Raw genomic sequence first — 19,917 nt, 5'->3', positions numbered from 1 at the left:
TTGACAAGTATCGTAAAAATTGATGACTAGAACAAAATTACTATGGTGAAATTAATTAACTTCAAGTGGCAGCAGCTAATTCTCAGCTTCGGCTGTCTACTACTAATTATTGCCTGTCAAAGTTTATATCCCACTACTAGCCCAGATGTTAAAATTCTCAAGGTGGCCACAGACCCCACCTTTGTCCCTTTTGAATTTCAAACAGCTGACGGTAAGTTAGAAGGTTTTGATATTGATTTGATGAATGCGTTGGCGTCGCCCGCCGCAGGCATCGCTAAAGTAGCAGGTTTTGCAATCCAGTTTGAAAGTCTGCCCTTTGATGGCACGATCTCAACTTTGGAAGCTAAAAGAGTTGATGCCGCAATTAGCGGAATCACGATTACCGCCGAACGCCTGAAAACAATTGCTTTTTCACGACCTTATTTTAAAGCCGGACTTGCGATCGCTGTCCGCGAAGACAATCAAAATATTAAAGACTTCAATAGTCTCAAAGGTAAAAAAATTGCTGTCCAAATTGGTTCCACTGGGGCAGATTTTGCCAAAACCATCCCCAACGCCAAAATTAGCACTTTTAATTCTGGGCCAGAATTTTTCCAAGACTTACTCAATGGCAACGTTGATGCCGCGATCAGCGATGCTTTCGCTACTTTGTATGCGATTAAAAATGGCAAACTCAAAGGCATCAGAGTTGTTGCGGATTTGCTCACCCAAGAATACTACGGGATTGCTACGCCCAAGGATTCACCGCATTTGGATGCAATCAACAAAGGTTTAGCAACTTTGTTATCCAATGGCACTTACAAGCAAATTTATCAAAAATGGTTTGACGCTGAACCTCCACAATTGCCAGACTCTTGATAATTGGGGATTGGGCAAAGGGGCACGGGGAAAGGGGAAAGGGGAATGGGGAAAAAACCTTATATATTATCGAGCCTTCCAATCCTTTTCCCCTTACCCTTTTCCCTTTAACCGAGCAGTATTGCTCCCCTGCTTCTTCCCTGTTCCCCATTTCTAAGGAATTAACTGCCAATATATGAAATATTTATCTAATATGCGTCACAATTAATACTGCCACCAAAATTCATTGATCGACTACAATCTACTGTAGTCAGGGACAGCCAATTGTGGCACCTTGGATGTTAGTGGCTAGAAGCACCTTGGAACGAATGGGAATAAAGGAACTTCCACTATGCTGATTTGCCCTCAGTGTAAATTTGAAAACCCCAATAGCAACAAATTCTGTCAAAACTGTGGCACGTCCCTGACTCACAAGGTTTGTCCTGAATGCGGTACCGATGATGTACCTGTGAATGTATTATGTTGTCATAACTGTGATACAGAATGTGGAACAGTGTTTTGGGCAATTATTGCTAAAGAAACGACTGGGGAAGCTTTGAGAAGAGAAGGGGATGTCCAAGATGTGGGAGGTGAGGGAGATGAACAAGCAATACCCTCCTCATCTCCTGTATCTCCTAGTTCTCAAATTACATTAGGCTCCTATTTAGACTCCCAAGAACGCTATCAATTATTAGATGCGCTACCTGTTAAAACGGAAACTGCCATTATTACTGATGTGGGTGTGAGAGTTCTAGACTGCCGACCGTATCAAATATCACCGATTGAGGCAATCCTAGAAAATCAGGAATCAGATTTGCTCACACCATCAGTAGAAGCGAATGAGATTCCTCGCCTTGCTAAACTTTATATTGCTTTACAATCCCCAGGTGAGCAGGGGATACCGTCGATTCACGACGCATGGCAACAAGGTGATATACAGGTATTAATAATCGAAAATCGCTCGGATTGGCAGTATTTACTCGACCTGTGGCAAGAAGAAACAACCAGTTCGTTAAAAATTTTACACTGGTGTTATGAAATGGTTCAACTTTGGGCAGTATTGGAACCAGTAAATTGTCGTCAAAGCCTTTTAGATTTGTCGAATTTGCGATTGGATGAAGACCAAACGTTGGCACTACAAAGGTTGTATGTGGAATCACCGAATTCTCAATCCGCCACAGAGTCGTTAGAAGATGCCCCTCGCCAAACATCTGCCATTCCAGAGGAACCGTTAACTATCCAAGCTTTGGGAAGGGTTTGGCAAGCACTATTTAGACAATCGCAACGGACTCAATTTGGCTCCGTAGTCCAAATGTTGGGGGATTTAGAGGTAGGTAAGATTCAGACGATCGCCCAATTGCGATCGCGTTTGGAGGAAATTTCTATTGAACTGGAAGCACTAGGAAGCGCAACTTTGCCCCCAATAAAGGAGAACAATACTACTGTGTCCACTACCCCGCAATCAGATGAGTCAGAAGATATCATTAGCAAAACTGATGATATGGCAACTGTGGTGCTGGCGATGCAGTTAAGTAGCTTAGAAGATGCAGGACGCACAGATGTGGGGCGTCAACGTCATCATAACGAGGACTGCTTTGGCATTGAAACCAAAATTCAGAAACTGGAGTTCCCTAAAAGTCGAGTTTTAGAAGGGCATGGTTTATATATTCTTTGTGATGGTATGGGTGGACACGCTGGCGGCGAGATAGCCAGTGAGTTAGCAGTCAACACCCTAAGGGAATACTTTCAAGAACACTGGATTGCCAACCAGCTGCCAACAGAAGATAGTATTCGTGAAGCAGTGTATTTAGCTAATGAGGCGATTTACAAGCTCAATCAACAAGATGCCCGTTCTGGAGTTGGGCGTATGGGTACAACTTTAGTAATGCTTTTAATTCAAGATACTCAAGCAGCAGTTGCTCATGTGGGAGATAGCCGTCTCTATCGCCTGACGCGTAAGCAGGGACTAGAACAAGTCACAGTAGATCACGAAGTTGGGCAACGGGAAATAAATCGAGGAGTGGAAGCAAGCATCGCTTACGCCCGTCCAGATGCCTACCAACTCACCCAAGCCTTGGGGCCTCGTGATGAAAATTCGATTAATCCCGACGTTGGCTTTTTCGACATCAACGAAGACACTCTTCTGCTGTTGGCATCAGACGGTCTATCAGATAATGATTTACTAGAAACCCATTGGCAGACGCACTTAGAACCCTTACTTAGTTCTGGTGTTAACTTAGAACGGGGCGTTACAGAATTAATTGATTTGGCAAATCAACACAACGGTCACGACAATATTACTGGTATACTTATTCGGGCAAAAGTACGTCCAAATCTAGAAAGTTAAAAATAAATGGGGAATAGGGAATGGGGACTGGGGACTGGGGACTAGGGACTGGGGACTGGGGACTAGGGACTGGGGACTGGGGACTGGGGACTGGGGTAGGGGAGCAGGGGAGTAATGAGTAATGAGTAATGAGTAATGAGTAATGAGTAATGAGTAATGAGTAATGAGTGCTGAGTTAGGAGTTAAGAGTTAGGAGTTTTGTTTACCCCCTTGTCCCCTTGTCTCCCTTGTCTCCCCTACTCCCCTACCCCAATCCCCAATCCCCAATCCCCAATCCCCAATCCCCAATGCCCCATTCCCAATCCCCAATCCCCAATCCCTATTCCCTAATCCATTTACCTTGTAGGTTGTATTGTGGTTAGTCTGACCCTGTTAGAACCGCAACAGAAAACACCCCTCCAGCAGTGGAGCTTTGAGAACTCCTCCATAATTCGGATTGGTCGAGCGGCAGATAATCACGTTGTTTTAAATGATAGTTTAGTTTCGCGACATCATCTAGAACTGAGAAAAGTCGGTGACGCTAGCAATGGCGATGCTTGGCAGCTGATTAGTAAAGGTACAAATGGCACTTTTCTCAACGGTATCCTTGTACTTCAGAGTCCGTTACCAGATAATTCCCTTTTGCAATTGGCACAGGGAGGCCCAATATTGCAATTCCAAATTCAGCAGGTAACAGTACTGGAAACTGGTTTGCGATCGCAGCAACAAATACAAGGGACAGAAGAAAACGCTGCTGAGACACTTTACTCAGCAGGAAATCTGGCAAATTTATCTTTTACTTGCACGCACGAAGGCAACTCCCCAAACAATCTGTTTTGCATCCACTGCGGTCAACCTCTCTCAGTCCAACAGAGAATTCGCCATTATCAGGTGTTGCGAACTCTTGGACAAGGAGGTATGGGTACTACCTATCTGGCTTGGGATGAGGCTGGTCTGATTGCGGGTGTGCCACAACTGCTGGTGTTGAAGCAAATGAATGCTGACATGCTAAAAATTGTCAAAGCTCAAGAGTTATTTGAGCGAGAGGCGCACACTCTCAAATCCCTTAACCATCCGGGAATTCCCAAGTATTATGACTTCTTTGTAGAAGGCGGAAAAAAATACTTGGCAATGGAACTAATCCACGGACAAGATTTGGAGAAACGTGTTTATACCACTGGCCCCGTAACACCAAACCAAGCGATCGCTTGGATGATCCAAACCTGTGATATTTTGGACTATCTTCATAGCCAAGAGCCTCCACTGATTCACCGCGATATCAAACCCGCCAATTTAATGGTGCGAAGTTCAGGAAATCGCATAGTGGTGTTAGATTTTGGCGCAGTTAAGGAAATTGGCACAGCGCCCGGTACTCGAATTGGTGCAGAAGGTTACTGCGCTCCCGAACAAGAACGAGGACAACCTTTGACTCAATCTGATTTGTATGCAATTGGGCCAACGCTGATTTTTCTGCTCACAGGCGAAAACCCGTTCAAGTATTACCGCCAACGAGGGCGAAACTTCAGGTTTGATGTGGCCAAAGTTCCCACCATTAGTTCCCAATTAAGAGATGTTATCGATCGGGTTACAGAACCATTGCCACGCGATCGCTATCAACATGCAAACGAATTGGCTGCGGCTTTGGCTGCTTGCAAAGTTTAGAGAATCGGGAGTATGTAGAGACGCGATTAATCGCGTCTAGGGAGTGGTGAATATTAAAAATTTCTATTCCCTATGCCCTATTCCCTATTCCCTACTCTTCATCCCAAGTTTCTACAGCTAGCAATTCACTAACTGGGTCTTGCATACTAAAGCCAAAGTCAAGCAGTTCTTGTTTCCAGTGCTGCCATTCATTACCATAGAGCAGAGCGATTTTCCAGATGCTATCGCTTGGCTTGATAATATTCGATTCTATGAGTGATTGCACGTTGCGCTGCAATTTCACCATTGGGTGAATCACTTGCTGAGTCATAACCTCGATTGAATTCTAATTTTGTGGGTAAATGCTTAATTAAAACTGCTTTCCATTCTGCAATTGTTGCCGGCCCGTAGAGTGGTTTAATTTGGTAAAGCTAGTCTTAACTTTTTAACTATACCATAACAAACTCTACTAAGTTACTGGTAAATTCGGTTTTGTACGGTAATTACCACCAGAAAATCCCAATTTTACCAAGCAGTCCTTAAACTTTTCGCAGAAGTCAGACAAAAGTTTTGGGAGAAGGAGTAAGGGATGTTTATGTTTACCCTTTTTCCTTTAACTTTTGCCCCTTTTGTTTTTCTTCTTTACGTCTACCTTTTTTTTGCAACAGTGCAACACTACCTTTCGTAAGATATCTATTGTGAACGCCGAGCAGAATAATTAGTCCTCAGGGAAGTTCCACTAAGTAGTGTGACTGAGGACTACTAAGAAAATTCTGTTTGTTTAAATTAGGAAAAATATGCTTACTTGTTGCAGTAGCTATAGGATACGAGCTAATTTGAAAGTTTTTAACTGACAGCGAAATTTGCAATTGAGTAGAAATGTTTATTCTTTGTGTTGATTTAAATGTTATTTAGATTATCGCAAACATCTGGCTTTAGGCGAAATAATTGCAAATCTTTATATAATTTTTATGTTTTGCTCAGAGAATAAGACCTGTTAGGGCACAGGGTAGGGTTTTGCTTTGAGGTATAGGAGCAATGCCCTTCTCTACGAGACGCTCCGCGTAGCTTGCTTCCCCGGAGGGGTACGACAGGCTCAGGGTAAGACCTACGGCGGTAAACTACGCATGGCAAAATTGTTGCTACAGCATAGGCTTACCATAAGGTTCTCTCGTCTTCAGAGTCAGCATTTGAAGTTTGTGTAAAAAATTTTTAGCGCGGATGTTAGTTTCTGTTGAGCGGATGGGTATCCTCAGAACGGAGGCTTGCTGATACTTAAGTGTTTACCGCAGCAAGTACGTGAGATATGGCTGGTTCAGACGAAGAATACCTAATCGCCCACAAAAAGCAGATTCAGCGGCGACAAAAGATTCTCACGATAGTGTCGATGTTCTCGTTTTTTGGTTCTACGTTATTTGCAGTCATTCCAGCAATCCAACAGGCTACTCAACCTAAGCCAGCAAATGCGTCTGCTTCTCCTGAGTCACTATTACAGCAACAGGCGCAAGGCTACGAGTTAGTTTTACAACGGGAACCAGAAAACCAACTTGCTTTAGAGAAACTGTCTGTGCTGCGGTTGCAATTGAAGGATACGAAAGGTGCGATGGAACCTTTGGAAAAGCTAGTGAAGCTGCACCCCGATCGGCAGGATTACAAAGTTGTATTAGAGAAGATTAAGAAGCAAGAGGGAAAGGAGAAGTAAATAGCGATCGCTAGATCAATAGCCCCAAAAAACTAATTGATATTGTCTAATTATACTACCTATCCAAAATTATACTAGCTAGATTAAATTGTTAAACATTTATAGAAGCGAAGTTAAAAAATATGACATTTATTTCCTATGCCCAGAATTTTGAAGATGTTTTACTCAATAGAGTATTTAAAAATCAAACAAAAGGATTTTATATTGATGTCGGAGCTTTGCATCCAGCTTTTTGTTCAGTAACCAAAGCTTTTTATGATGTTGGATGGTCGGGAATAAATATAGAACCAATACAAGACTGCTATAAATTATTTGAACAAGAGCGTCCGAGAGATATTAATCTGAATATTGCACTAAGTAATTCAGAAGGATATTTAGATTTTTTTCAAGTAATAGGACAACCGGGAAATTCTACTTTAAATAAAGAAATAGCTTATGAAATTGCTAATGAGAAAGGTTTATATGTTTCTCAATATACCGTTGCTGTTAAAACTTTGGCGGAAATATGTAAAAAATATGTTAATAAAAAAATTGATTTTCTTAAAATTGATGTAGAAGGAGTAGAAGAGAAAGTTATTTTAGGTGGTAACTGGGACATATTTAGGCCAACAATATTAGTAATAGAAACTACATTGCCAGGTACAAATGTTCGCTGTGAAAATGATATTCCTGTCTTTTTAATGGGAAAAGGTTATCAAAAGGTTTTCTTTGATGGCATCAATGATTATTATATATCTGAAGAATCAAGCGAATTAGCAAAACATTTCTCTTTTCCTGTTAATGCTTTAGATGATTATATAGATTATAGATTGATCGAAAAACAAAGAGTAGAGCGGATGATACAACTAAGTAATCCAGATAATATGGGTACAGAAATTGGAAAATTAATCATGCCTACTCCTACACAAATAAAAACAATAGATAAACCTTCAGATAAACCTTTAGATAAACAAGATTGTTTATCTAGAGAGCAAACCAAAATTGCCTTAGATATTGCTGTACTAGGTTTAGGAACTCTATTTGAAACTGCCAAAACAGGAGTTTTTAGAGTAACAGAGTATCTTTTAAAAGGACTAATAAAATATCCTCAATATAAAATTTATTTATGTACCAGTATTCCTGAGGTATTTGATGCTTGTCAAACTTATATAAATCAAAACCTTGAATGTAAAAATCTTCCTTTGCTTCACTTGTCAGAACTAAAGTATCAAAATATAGATATTTATCAATCTACACATTATCCATTGCCCAATAATATTTACTTTGCTATAAGAATTGTCACAGTTTGTGATTTAATACCTATTCTTTTTCCAGAGTATTTTACTGATAATTCACAGCATCTCGTCATAAATGCTATAGATCAAATAGATAAAAATGATTTTGTATGCTGTATTTCCGAATCAACAAAACAAGATATTTGTAAGTATCAACCAAACCTTGATGAAAAGCAGGTATTTGTTACATATTTAGCTGCCGATCAAGAAAAATTTTATCCTTGTGATGATCGGGAATTAATTATCAAAACGAAACAAAAATATAAAATCCCAGACCAACCTTATCTCTTAACTTTATCAACCCTAGAGCCAAGAAAAAATATAGTTCATGTTATCCGTTCTTTTTTGACGTTAATTAAAAAACAGCATATCGATGATCTTAATTTAGTATTAATAGGTACAAAAGGATGGCAATACGAAGAAATTTTTGCAGAAGTAGATAGAGCTAAAGAATTAGAAAATAGAATTATTATTACTGGTTTTCTTCCCGATGAAGATTTAGCTCCTCTGTATTCCGGGGCATTAGCATTCATGTATGTATCTTTATATGAAGGTTTTGGCTTACCACCACTAGAAGCTATGCAATGTGGAACTCCAGTAATAACCTCTAACACTTCTTCTTTACCAGAGGTGGTTGAAGATGCCGGAATTATGCTTGATCCTCATGATACAATAGGACTTTGTGATGCCATATTTAAGCTATATTGTGAACCCGAATATCGAGAAAATTTAGCTAATAAATCTGTTGAACAGGCTAAAAAATTTACTTGGGATAAATATGTTAAAGAAACTATCAAAGTTTACAAATTAGCTAAAGAAAAAGCAAAAACTTTACCTCCTCGTAATATTTTAATTGATGGTGTCTTTTTCCAGATCAATAGCACAGGAATTGCTAGAGTTTGGCGAAGTCTGCTAGAACAATGGTCAAATAGTAATTTTGCTAATCATATCCTAGTCTTAGATAGAGCCAATACTGCACCCAAAATTAATGGTATTCGTTATCACACAATTCCCGCCTACGATTACAACAACATTTCTGCTGACCGGGAAATGCTACAGCAAGTGTGCGATGAAGAGGGTGCAGAGGTATTTATATCCTCTTACTATACAACACCGACTACAACACCTTCTGTTTTCATCGCTTACGACATGATTCCAGAAGTCATGGGATGGAATATTAATAGTCCTATGTGGCGAGAAAAACATCAGGCTATTCAAAATGCATCTCAATATATAGCTATTTCAGAACATACGGCACGTGACTTAGTAAGCTGTTTTCCTGAAATAAGCAGAGAGTCAATAACTGTAGCTCATTGTGGAGTTGAAAGTACTTTTTCACCAGCAAATATTGAAGAGATTGACATTTTTAAAACAAAGTACGGTATTACAAAACCATACTTTATGTTAGTAGGAATTGAAAATAATTATAAAAATAGTATTTTGTTCTTTCAGGCTTTTTATCAGCTTGCTAGTAGTTCTGGCTTTGATATTGTTTGTACAGGGAATAGAGGTACATTAGCACCTGAGTTTAGAAGCTACACATTAGGCAGCATTGTTCATATTCTCCAACTCAGCGATCATGAGTTAGCTACTGCTTATTCTGGTGCAGTAGCACTGGCTTATCCTTCAAAATATGAAGGTTTTGGTTTGCCTATAATAGAAGCTATGGCTTGTGGTTGCCCTGTAATCACTTGTCCTAATGCTTCAATACCAGAAGTAGCGGGAGAAGCAGCGATCTATGTGAATGATGATGATGTCAATGCACTAGCAAATGCACTCTGTGAAGTGCAAAAGTCTAGTGTTCGCAACTCATTAATTACCGCAGGTTTGGCACAAGCGAAAAAGTTCTCCTGGTCAACAATGGCGAATACTGTAAGTGCTATCTTAATTAAGGGCACTATTCTACATTTAAATCTTAAAGAAATTAATTTAATTGTTTTTCCAGATTGGTCACAGCCAGAAGATTTAATTAGCTTAGATTTAGAAATAGTAATTAAAACATTAGCAACTTATTCAGACAGTCAAAAGACAACACTAATTATCGACACAAGTGATATTGCTAGCGAAGAGGCTGCAATTTTACTTTCTGGTGTGACTATGAATTTGCTAATGCAAGAAGATATAAATATTACTGAAGGGTTAGAAATCTCCTTGTTAGGAAATTTATCTAATATTCAATGGGCAGCTTTGCTCCCTCGCATTAGTGCAAGAATTATTTTAAAGCACGAAAATAAACAAGCGCTAGAAAAATACCAACAAATTCTCCAACAAGCAAATAAATTCAATGGATTAATAGAAGAATTTAATGTTAAAGAGTTTATATATAATTATGATTTAAGGAATAATTTAATTAGTTTAGTAACAACATTTCAGCAAGAAAATTCAAACACATCTGTATTAAAGGAACTACGTTTATTGAGAATGCAGATTGCTGAATCACTAATATATAAAGAGAAAAATTCACTTGAAAGACTATACTTGACCAAATTTGGTGAGATTTATCAAGCATTGTTAAATAGTGGTATTCAGAATGAATCGATAACAGAGGCTGAAGAAAGCTTTGTAAATGACGTATTAGCAAGAGTTGCGAAGAGATTTAATGAACAAAATGCTATTCAGTATCTTCTGGTAGCAATGCTGTACTGCCGTCCTCACCAGTTACCCTTAGTGTATGATCTAACTGAAATTCCTAGCTGGTTACTTAATGACTATCTCAAATTTACTTTCAAACCTCCCCTTTATTTTCAGCAGATGGGAGAGGCAGATAATTACTATCAATATATGGAGAATTTAATTAATTATCTCCACAAAAACATTATCACTAATTCTGAGTCTAAATTTTGGCAAGATATCGCTGAATATTTTACATATACAGCAAATTTCATTCCTTTGTATTTTAATGAATTAAATTTGAAAGATATCTACACAAAACGTGCAGATATCATGAAATCATACTTACAAGAATTTAATCAAAATATTGAATACGAATTCCCAGAACGCTTGGATGAACGAGTCAAAATTAAAGTAGGTATTCTTGCTAGCCATTTTGGACCGCAGACAGAAACTTTTGCTACTTTGTCACTATATAAACATTTAAATAGAGATTTATTTGAAGTAGTTCTCTTTACATTAAATGTGAGCAATCATCGTTTAGAACGATATTGTATTGGTCATGCAGATGCTATTATTCAACTTCCAACTAACTTAACCAATCAAGTAGAAATGATTCGAGAATCTGACTTAGATATTCTGTTCATTTCTACGAATATTACCGCAGTTACTCATCAAATTACCTTGCTCTCTTTATATAGGCTAGCTCGAATCCAGATTGTTGACGCTAATTCTCCTGTAACAACTGGTATGCCTCATATAGATTATTATATTTCAAGTAAACTTTCTGAAACTGAAGATAATGCTCAAGAACATTATACGGAACAGCTAATTACATTAAATAGTCCTCCCCAGTGTTTTGATTTTGCAACTGAAGAGCAAATACTTGCCACAGATGCTACTAGTCGAGAAAGTCTGGGAATTGAAAAAACTGCTATAGTTTATGTTTCAGGAGCTAATTACTACAAAATAATTCCAGAGCAAGAAGTAACCTGGGCAAAGATAATTGCTAGCGTACCTAATTCTGTACTCTTACTTTATCCATTTAATCCAAATTGGTCATCTTCCTACCCTTGTATAGCTTTTCGGAAGCGTATAATTACTACTTTTGCTAAATATGGTATTAGCGAGGATAGATTGATCGTTCTTGACCCAGCACCAAACCGTGCTGATGTTAAAGAACGTTTAAAACTTTGTGACATTTACTTAGATTCCTATCCTTACTCTGGTATGACTTCACTCATCGACCCGTTTGAAGTAGGTTTACCAACGGTGGTTATGGAAACAGAACCCTCTCGTTCTCGAAAGGGAGCGTCACTTTTACGAGAGCTCCAAATATTTGATTTAATTACAAATAGTGAAGAAGCTTACATTGAGTTAGCTGTTGCTCTCGGAATTAACTCTGAATTGCGTCAGGAAAAATCGGAGCAAATAAAGCAGAAAATGCACCAAAATCCGATTTTTCTTGATAGCCGCTCTCACTCTGCTCAAATGGGAGAACTATTTCAAGAACTATTCTATAAATATCAAGCGAGCGCTCTCAAAGAGCAACTCAATTTAAAAGATATTAACCTAATTATTTTTCCAGATTGGTTACAGCCAGAAGACTTACTATATCAAGATTTAGCAAGTGTCATTTCTACTCTTACTACTCATCCAGATAAAAGTTGCTTAACTCTCTTGATAGATACTCAGAACGTTTCTGAGGATGAAGCTGATATGCTTTTATCGTCTTTGACTATGAATTTGCTTATAGAGGGTGATGTAGATATAACTGAAGGGCCAGATATTTCTCTGTTAGGAAAAATGAGTAGTATGCAATGGAAAACTCTTTTACCTAAAATTCATACTCGAATTACTTTAGCAACAGATAATCAATTTGCGATCGCACAAGCGAAAGCAGAAAATCTCCCATTCTGCGATGTAGATAGCTTGAGCGCATCTAAATTAGAGATGACGCCTCTCTAACCCACTGCATATTCTGTAAACTTCCTCATGAAAGGAGACTGAAATCCTAACACAATGTCCTCTTTGGGAACTCCTATAGTAACTAAATTTGCTGCAATATCATCTTCTGTACCATTCCATTGAAGCCAAATTTTTTCACCCTTAATATCAATATGGATGATACAACTATGTACCCAATCTTGCCCTTCCCAGCCTACATGGACTACTTGGTAATGGTCACGTTCTATATCAAAAATATTCTCAACGTCTATATTACTATCAGAGGGTTTTTGCTCACTATACTCCTGTAATATCTGCTGTACAATCTGGCGATAGTGGGCTAGTTTATCCATTTGAAAATAACCTCTTGCTCTACATCATAAATAATCATTTTGACTTGATTCTCTTCAATCATGGCTTGGGGGAAATCAAGTTGAAAAAATGTTTTATAAGTTGTCAAAGGTACTGCTAAATACAAAACACGCTCTGGCTGTCGTCGCCTTAATGCGCCTCTATAGTTGATAAACTGTCCCAATGCTGTATGAAATTCTGAGATTGCAGATGATTTCTCCAAAAAACTTTTAACTTCAACAGCAATTTTGTCTCCTTCCCGTTCTGCCGCAATGAGTTTTTCAGCAGCTAAATCAATAGAGACATTCACACCACCCACGCTAATTGAGAGGAGGTCATGAGTAATCTGCCAACTATCCTTCTGCAAAGCTTTTTTGACAACTTCATGAAAGACATCTTTAGCAGATATAGCTATTCATAATCGTATTTATTATTTTTATATTAACGTGAGTCTCCAACGGAGGCGCACCTGCGGGAAGGGCGAAAGAAACAAGTCAAATCCTCTTCCCCTCTGCCTTCTGCCTCCTGCCTCCTGCCTTGTTTCTTAGGAGTTCGACAAGCCCTTTTTTGACCTCTCCCCCAACCCCTCTCCGACACGGAGAGGGGAGCCAAAACCCTAATTTCTCGTTGCTCCTCCCTCTCCCACGGGGAAAGGGAGGTTGTCCGGGAGAGGTTCATCGAACTCACGTCATATTACCTTTTTAGCTGCCACGCAGGATAGGCGAGTACTTAATATAGCACTTATGTTTTGATGCAATATAGTTTGACCTCTCTCCAAACCTTTCTCCTAAAAGGAGAGAGCCTAAAAGGAGAGAGGCTTTGAAATTTACTCCCCTTCCCTACAAGGGAAGGGGCTGGGGGTTAGGTCTGTATTCCATCCAATTGAGAACCGCTATAGTTCTGCCACATCTGTTGGTAAGCCTTCTCCATCTCACGGGTAAACTGTTTGCCATTCCACAATGGGGCTGTTTGCCGCGATGCTTTCAGCTTCAAAGCGACTTGCTGACGTAAAGCCTCATCCTTCCCTAAGCGCACACCCCATTCTATATACTCTTCATCAGTCCAAGCAATACCTTCTGTAATACCCGCATTCACCATCATGGTGTAGCTGTTACGCGCTGCAAATTGTTCGCCAACTCTTGTCACTAGAGGAATACCCATCCACAATGTTTCTAAGGTTGTTGTCGCTCCGTTGTAGGGAAATGTATCTAATACAATATCAGCAATGCCTAAATTAGCACGATGAACTGATTCTAAATAAACTTGTGGTAAAAATCGTAACCGAGAACAATCTACACCTTCTTCTTCGGCAATTTGGTAAAAGAAGCGTTTAATTGTTTCCTCCTCAGCAGGCCCCTTAATCAAAAAGTAACTGTTAGGTACCTGTTTAATAATTTGCATTTGCCACTTTGTAGTTTCTGGATGGCGTTTATATCCTCTTTGGGCGCTGAGATAGACAACAGCATCCATAGGAATATCCAAGTCATCGCGGCGCAGAGTTGGTACACCAACTTCAAAACCATCTACTGCGATGTAAGTTTGAGGTAATCGCCAGATTTTTTCTGTATAGTAATTTTGGGCATCATCTGGCAGTACATAAGGATCTGCAATAAAGTAATCAATTGCAGGTATGCCTGATGCATCCCATCCCAGCCAAGTAACTTGAATTGGGGCTGGCTTGAGTGCCATCACTTCACAAGTAATATCTAGAGTGATGCTATCAAGGTCAATTAAAATATCAATTTCATCTTGATATATCTGGTCAGCAATTTCTAGACCATTCATACCTAATTGACGAGGTTTTCCTGCCTGACCTAGATACCACTCTTGGAGATAGTCATTGACTAATGTGTAGTTAACAAAATAAGTATGAATATCAAATTTATCTCGGTCATGATGCTGAAATAGCCAGCGAGCTAGCCAACCAACAGAATGATTTCTTAAAGCGTAAGATACATAACCAATTTTTAATTTTTTAATAGGTTGATATAAATTTCTATTATTGATATTTTTGTGACAATAAATTTTCCCTTCTGATTGGGCAAAAGCTTTAATATAAAAGTCAAAAATTTCAGCTACCTGATTATGAATAGCTCGAAAATCGGCAGGAGCATCTTTAATGTGAGGGATCGCAAAAGATGGCGTAAGCAACCGTAATATTCTTCCTTCTTCTAAAGGAATTCGTTCAGCTTTAATAAACTGTTGAAACACAGTTTCCAATTCTTGACAAGTTGTACATATCTCTTGCCAATATCCCCCGGCTGTCATTAGACCCCTTAACAGCAAATGGAGTGCAAAAATTTTATCAGCCAAGCTTTCTGATAAGGAATAACACAATCTAGCTGTCTCTATGCCCTGAGAATAATTACGAGCGTCTTGATAAAAAGTCGCTAAGTGCCGCAAAATTTCTACATTATTTGGCTCCAATCGTAAATGCAATTCTAGCAGAGATGCTGCTAGTAAAGGCTGCCGCAAAGTATGACCAATTTTGATAGCAGCAGGAAGCAGTATAGAGAAGCATTGATGAGTATCAGAGAAATAAGGAAGACTAGCTTCTATTAAATTTAGAGTAATTGGATGTAAGGGAACAGCATTTAATAATTCTTTTAAAAATTCGATTAATAATTCGCTATTAATTTCTATATTTTCTTTTACGTTTAAGCTTTCGATTAATCCCCAATCATTCAAATTATCAACTTCTTCAAACTTTTTCAATTTGAGAGAAAGTATAAAAATTTGAAGCAAATTATTTATATCATTAGGATTAATTTCCCGAAGATGCTGGCGAATTAACCAAGCTAGAGAATATTCTGTCAGTGTTTCGCGTCTTTCAGCTTCTATCTGTAAAAATTGAAATAGTTCATTTATCCAAATTGGTAATTGCTCTTCATCTGCCTCTGTTATTGGCAGCATCCAAGTCATTTGAGCTTCTGTTTCTTGCCCTTGTAATAGCAGTAGTAACCCTAAATGCCAATAATAAGAAATAGCATTTGGTTCTATTTCTATTGCTTGTTCGTATAACTGTGCTGCTTGCAAATATTTTTCTTGAATGAAGTATTGTTCAGCTTGATTTTGCCAATTACATATATCAGTAATCATTGTAATTCTCTGAGAAAATTTTATGAGGAATATAGTTGTGAACAACTCACATAACAGAAATAAAGTGGATAGAAGCATCTACCCACTTTGGAAAAGATTTTGTTGAAAGACAATTTATATACTGTTTGTCCTTGGTTGGTTACTTAGCCAAAGAGATGAAGTTGCTGGTACAACTAGGTGCTCCAGCACTATAAGTAACCGCCGCTCCACTAGCAGCATCTGCATTTGTACCATTGTTAACCATAGCGTCTTTAGATTCACACAAAACAGCTACGGTAGTAGCTTCACTGGTAGCTTGTTGGGTTGTCACCTCTACAGCACCAATATAGGCTTTGAGAGGCGCCTTGCCACTGGCAGCTATTACTATTCCTCGGTTGTTTACTGTACTAGCGTCTGCATTAACAGCGTCATATTTGTAATTTACGGTTTGTGTTGCAATACCAAGGCCTAAACTACCAATTGAAGTTGTAAATGTACTATTTTCTAAGTAATAAGCTTGCTGCGCGCGGTTCATGGAACCTGTATAAGTTTTAGCTTCTGATTGCTTGGCTTTGTTAGCTTGGTTCAAGAAAGAAGGTAGAGCGATCGCAGACAAAATACCGATGATGATAATTACTACTAGTAATTCAATAAGTGTAAAACCCTCATTTTCATTCTTTTTGTTGAGGATGTGTTGGAGAAACTTGGCTTTTAATTCGGTTTTCATAAGTGTTTTCCTGGGGCAGGAAGTGCTTGGGTGTTCTAGATGTAACTTACCCAGCTGCGATCGCTTTCCTATCACCTTCAGAAAAAAAGTTTGAGGAGATACAATTACACAATTCAGAATCCTTGCATCCCAAATGACACAAACATCACTAAATTCCTGCTGTTGACCAAGGCTGAGATTCTCAACTTCGATTGTGGAAGCGCCTTATTCAAACTCAGGTGGCCACAGTTCTGATATTGCCAGTTCCCAACCTGGCAGCAAGTCTGGTAGTGTGAGCATGTCGCCATTCTGCATCACCACTGGAGCTTGATTTATTCGATAAACCGTTACTGTCAATTTATCGGGGTCAATCAGTATGCCAACTACAGACCCAAGTTGCAAGAATAGCTCGATCTTCTCTTCAAGTGGTTTGATTCTGTCACTTTTAGATTTAATCTCAACCATCAAGTCTGGAACCAACTCTACAAAGTCGCGCTTGGTCTTCTTCAGCCGGTCAGCTTTAACAAAAGACACATCAGGGGCACGCAAGTTTCTTTTTTCCGAGTCGTCCTCTTCTATATTCGGTAGGATAAATCCTGCGCTAGAACCAGTTATACGTCCTAGCTTGCGCGACATTACCCAGTTATTCAAAAAGGTAATTAGACGAGCGCCAATTTCTTCTGACTCGTAATCTGATGGCCCCATAACTATGATTTTTCCCTCTACCAACTCCATCTGCCATTCTGGATGCTCAGTTTGTAGCTGCTCTAAGTCTGTAATTGCAAAGGACATAATACATTAAATAACGCTTTTATATCTATCATACGTACCCTAACCTACGAAAGCTATAATATATTGCATCTAATAAAGACGCTCCTATAGTTTGCCATTAGTAGCATCAATGAAAATACATGTAATTGTTTATTAACTTATCAAGGAACTATCACAAATATTTTTTGAACTTATTGATAAACTCGGTATCAAAACGTTTTAGATCCCCCTAAATCCCTTGATGAATTGGGGGACTTTGATTCTGGTTCCCCCTTTTTAAGGGGGGCTAGGGGCAGGGCTGATTCATTCCATTTCAAACAGGATTTGTCAAGATGGTTAGCAAGAAAATTGTAAGTAAGCGTGACAAATAAATGAACATTTAAGTACTGAAATATCAGTAAAATAGTTGGTTTCATCGGCACGTCGGTAACAAAATAACTAATTTTCAATCGCTAGAACCCTTGATTTTTAAAGCTCTTTGGGGAATGAAACAGCCCTGCTGGGGCTAGGGGGGGATCGCTAAAGTGCCTAAAATCACAGCAAATCACTTTTCAAACAACCTCTTAGATGCATTCAAAAATACTCGATTGTACGAGAGTATCGTGGCCAAGACAGAACCAGAAACCAAACTGAAGTTAGCCCCAAAATGTGTTGACAAAGGTATGAGCATTCAAGAAATAGCTGAATTTCTAGAGCTAGACATTGAAATTATCAAGAAATATCTACAAGAGCAGTCTTAGTGATTCAGAATAATAATGTAAATTATGCAACTGGCACATACATATATTAGGAGCAATTGAAACTATGTTTGATTTAGATGAATTTACAAATATTCGATTGTAGAAGAGCATCTGGGAAAAGAGTAGATTGAAATTAGCCCTAAAACTTAATGAGAAAGGTATGAGTATTCAAGAAATGGCAGAATTGCTAGAAATAGATATTGAAGTTATCAGGAAATATCTGCGAGAAAACTTTTAACGGTTAAGAGCATCTTTGGCAAGTGTTGAGCGCATAGTACTGTAGGCTTTTTGCGTAGGCGTAGGCCGCCCTTAGACATCGCTTTCCATCTGACGTAGCCAATCACAGTTTGTTATGCTATATTAAACGTAGTCGTTATGAGTTCGTATATTTGCATGACTAACCCAACTGTAGAAAACTTAGTAATTATCGGTTCTGGGCCAGCAGGGTACACAGCCGCCATCTATGCCGGACGCGCTAACCTGAAACCCGTTGTATTTGAAGGTTTCCAAGCCGGGGGATTACCTGGTGGACAACTAATGACAACCACGGAAGTTGAGAATTTTCCAGGATTTCCTAAAGGAATTACCGGGCCGGAACTGATGGATCAGATGAAGGCGCAGGCGGAGCGCTGGGGGGCTGAACTATATACTGAAGATGTTATATCAGTTGACTTGAGTCAGCGTCCCTTTACAGTGCGATCGCAAGAAAGGGAAATTAAAACCAACAGCATCGTTATTGCTACGGGTGCAACAGCAAAGCGTTTGGGTTTACCCAACGAACACGAATTTTGGAGTCGGGGTATTTCCGCTTGTGCAATTTGCGATGGTGCAACACCTATTTTCCACGGCGCAGAATTGGCTGTGATTGGTGCTGGCGACTCGGCGGCGGAAGAGTCAATTTACCTCACCAAATATGGTTCTAAAGTGAATATGTTAGTACGCAGCGATAAAATGCGGGCTTCTAAAGCCATGCAAGACAGAGTTTTGAGCAACCCGAAAATCCAAGTGCATTGGAACACAGAAGCCGTGGATATCTTCGGTAATGGTCACATGGAAGGGGTGAAAGTCCGCAATACAAAAACTGGTGAAGAGAGCCAACTGCACGCTAAAGGTTTATTCTACGCCGTTGGTCACAGTCCAAACACTTCTCTATTTAAAGGACAATTAGAACTGGATGAAGTGGGTTACGTTGTCACTAAGCCTGGTTCTGTAGAAACCAGCGTAGAAGGCGTTTTTGCTGCTGGCGACGTACAAGATCATGAGTTTCGACAAGCAATTACGGCTGCGGGTACTGGCTGTATGGCGGCGATGTTAGCAGAACGCTGGTTGTCCTCCAGTGGCTTGATTCAAGAATTCCATCAACAGCCAGAAACAAAAGATAATGAATTAGAACATCAGCCAGCCAAAAAGACTGAAGCCGAAGAAGAAGCTGGATTTAATTTGGATGGGACGCGCCATGAGGGTGGTTATGCTTTACGGAAATTGTTCCATGAAAGCGATCGCTTACTCCTTGTTAAATATGTCTCTCCTGGTTGTGGCCCTTGTCATACCCTGAAGCCAATTTTAAATAAAGTGGTGGATGAATTTGACAGCAAAATTCACTTTGTAGAAATTGACATCGACAAAGACCGAGATATTGCTGAAAATGCTGGTGTGACAGGAACGCCAACAGTTCAATTGTTCAAAAATAAGGAACTGGTGAAGGAAGTCAAAGGCGTGAAGCAAAAGAGCGAATATCGCCAGTTGATTGAAAGTAATCTTTGAGATAGTAGGTATTGGGAACTAGGGAAGACTCTGCCCAATACTCAATAGACCTCTTGGCATTTGTGCTTTTTGCACTCTTGGGGAAAAGGTTCTGCAAAAGTCCCCTTTCCCTTTAACCAAAACCTTTTCCCCTTCAGCCTGCCCCTTATCCCCTTCTTGGGGTCCCACCT

Annotated in this window: 13 protein-coding genes; 7 read left to right on the top strand and 6 right to left on the bottom strand. The window is 39.3% G+C overall.

The window, feature by feature from the left end:
- The first annotated feature begins 42 nt into the window (after positions 1-42).
- The 3 genes from ACR5KR_RS01240 to ACR5KR_RS01230 all read left to right on the top strand — a co-directional run bounded on the left by ACR5KR_RS01240 (position 43) and on the right by ACR5KR_RS01230 (position 4,825).
- Positions 43-858 (top strand): basic amino acid ABC transporter substrate-binding protein, encoded by an 816-nt coding sequence (locus tag ACR5KR_RS01240; RefSeq protein ID WP_448265154.1) that lies wholly within the window; start codon positions 43-45, stop codon positions 856-858.
- Between the two features lie 331 nt (positions 859-1,189).
- A complete protein-coding gene (locus ACR5KR_RS01235) occupies positions 1,190-3,184 on the top strand; it encodes a serine/threonine phosphatase (protein WP_448265153.1) in 1,995 nt (664 codons plus the stop codon).
- A gap of 354 nt (positions 3,185-3,538) precedes the next feature.
- Positions 3,539-4,825, top strand: coding sequence for a protein kinase domain-containing protein (locus tag ACR5KR_RS01230; RefSeq protein WP_448265151.1), 1,287 nt, complete (start codon positions 3,539-3,541; stop codon positions 4,823-4,825).
- Positions 4,826-4,916: 91 nt separating this feature from the next.
- On the opposite strand, the gene ACR5KR_RS01225 is transcribed toward ACR5KR_RS01230, so the two are convergent.
- A complete protein-coding gene (locus tag ACR5KR_RS01225; protein WP_012407469.1) occupies positions 4,917-5,135 on the bottom strand; it encodes a DUF4327 family protein in 219 nt (72 codons plus the stop codon).
- Between the two features lie 975 nt (positions 5,136-6,110).
- On the opposite strand from ACR5KR_RS01225, the gene ACR5KR_RS01220 reads away from it, so the two are divergent.
- Complete coding sequence (locus tag ACR5KR_RS01220) at positions 6,111-6,506, top strand: tetratricopeptide repeat protein (RefSeq protein WP_448265149.1); 396 nt, start codon at positions 6,111-6,113, stop codon at positions 6,504-6,506.
- 122 nt (positions 6,507-6,628) lie between these two features.
- The gene (locus tag ACR5KR_RS01215) at positions 6,629-12,358 is read left to right on the top strand and encodes an FkbM family methyltransferase (protein ID WP_448265148.1); all 5,730 of its coding nucleotides are present in this window, start codon (positions 6,629-6,631) and stop codon (positions 12,356-12,358) included.
- Here the strand turns inward: ACR5KR_RS01215 and ACR5KR_RS01210 are convergent.
- From ACR5KR_RS01210 to ACR5KR_RS01190, 5 genes are all read right to left on the bottom strand, one after another.
- Positions 12,355-12,690, bottom strand: a complete 336-nt coding sequence (locus ACR5KR_RS01210; protein WP_448265147.1) for an element excision factor XisI family protein — start codon at positions 12,688-12,690, stop codon at positions 12,355-12,357. The two genes, ACR5KR_RS01215 and ACR5KR_RS01210, sit on opposite strands and share 4 nt — an antisense overlap.
- A complete protein-coding gene (locus ACR5KR_RS01205) occupies positions 12,678-13,097 on the bottom strand; it encodes a XisH family protein (RefSeq protein ID WP_448270044.1) in 420 nt (139 codons plus the stop codon). Before ACR5KR_RS01205 ends, ACR5KR_RS01210 begins: the two co-directional genes overlap by 13 nt.
- 452 nt (positions 13,098-13,549) lie before the next feature.
- Positions 13,550-15,787, bottom strand: coding sequence for an O-linked N-acetylglucosamine transferase, SPINDLY family protein (locus tag ACR5KR_RS01200; protein ID WP_448265146.1), 2,238 nt, complete (start codon positions 15,785-15,787; stop codon positions 13,550-13,552).
- A gap of 139 nt (positions 15,788-15,926) precedes the next feature.
- On the bottom strand, positions 15,927-16,493 hold the full coding sequence (locus ACR5KR_RS01195; RefSeq protein ID WP_448265145.1) for a type IV pilin-like G/H family protein: 567 nt from the start codon (positions 16,491-16,493) through the stop codon (positions 15,927-15,929).
- A 204-nt stretch (positions 16,494-16,697) separates the two neighbouring features.
- On the bottom strand, positions 16,698-17,264 hold the full coding sequence (locus ACR5KR_RS01190) for a Uma2 family endonuclease (RefSeq protein WP_448265144.1): 567 nt from the start codon (positions 17,262-17,264) through the stop codon (positions 16,698-16,700).
- A gap of 581 nt (positions 17,265-17,845) precedes the next feature.
- On the opposite strand from ACR5KR_RS01190, the gene ACR5KR_RS01185 reads away from it, so the two are divergent.
- Positions 17,846-17,983 (top strand): hypothetical protein, encoded by a 138-nt coding sequence (locus ACR5KR_RS01185; protein WP_448265143.1) that lies wholly within the window; start codon positions 17,846-17,848, stop codon positions 17,981-17,983.
- 393 nt (positions 17,984-18,376) lie between these two features.
- Positions 18,377-19,747, top strand: coding sequence for a thioredoxin-disulfide reductase (trxB, locus tag ACR5KR_RS01180; protein WP_445628129.1), 1,371 nt, complete (start codon positions 18,377-18,379; stop codon positions 19,745-19,747).
- Positions 19,748-19,917: the final 170 nt, after the last annotated feature.

This window comes from Nostoc sp. DSM 114159, assembly GCF_053470285.1.
The sequence above is the reverse complement of the archived record's forward strand: the minus strand, read 5'-3'. Positions and strand labels throughout refer to the sequence as shown.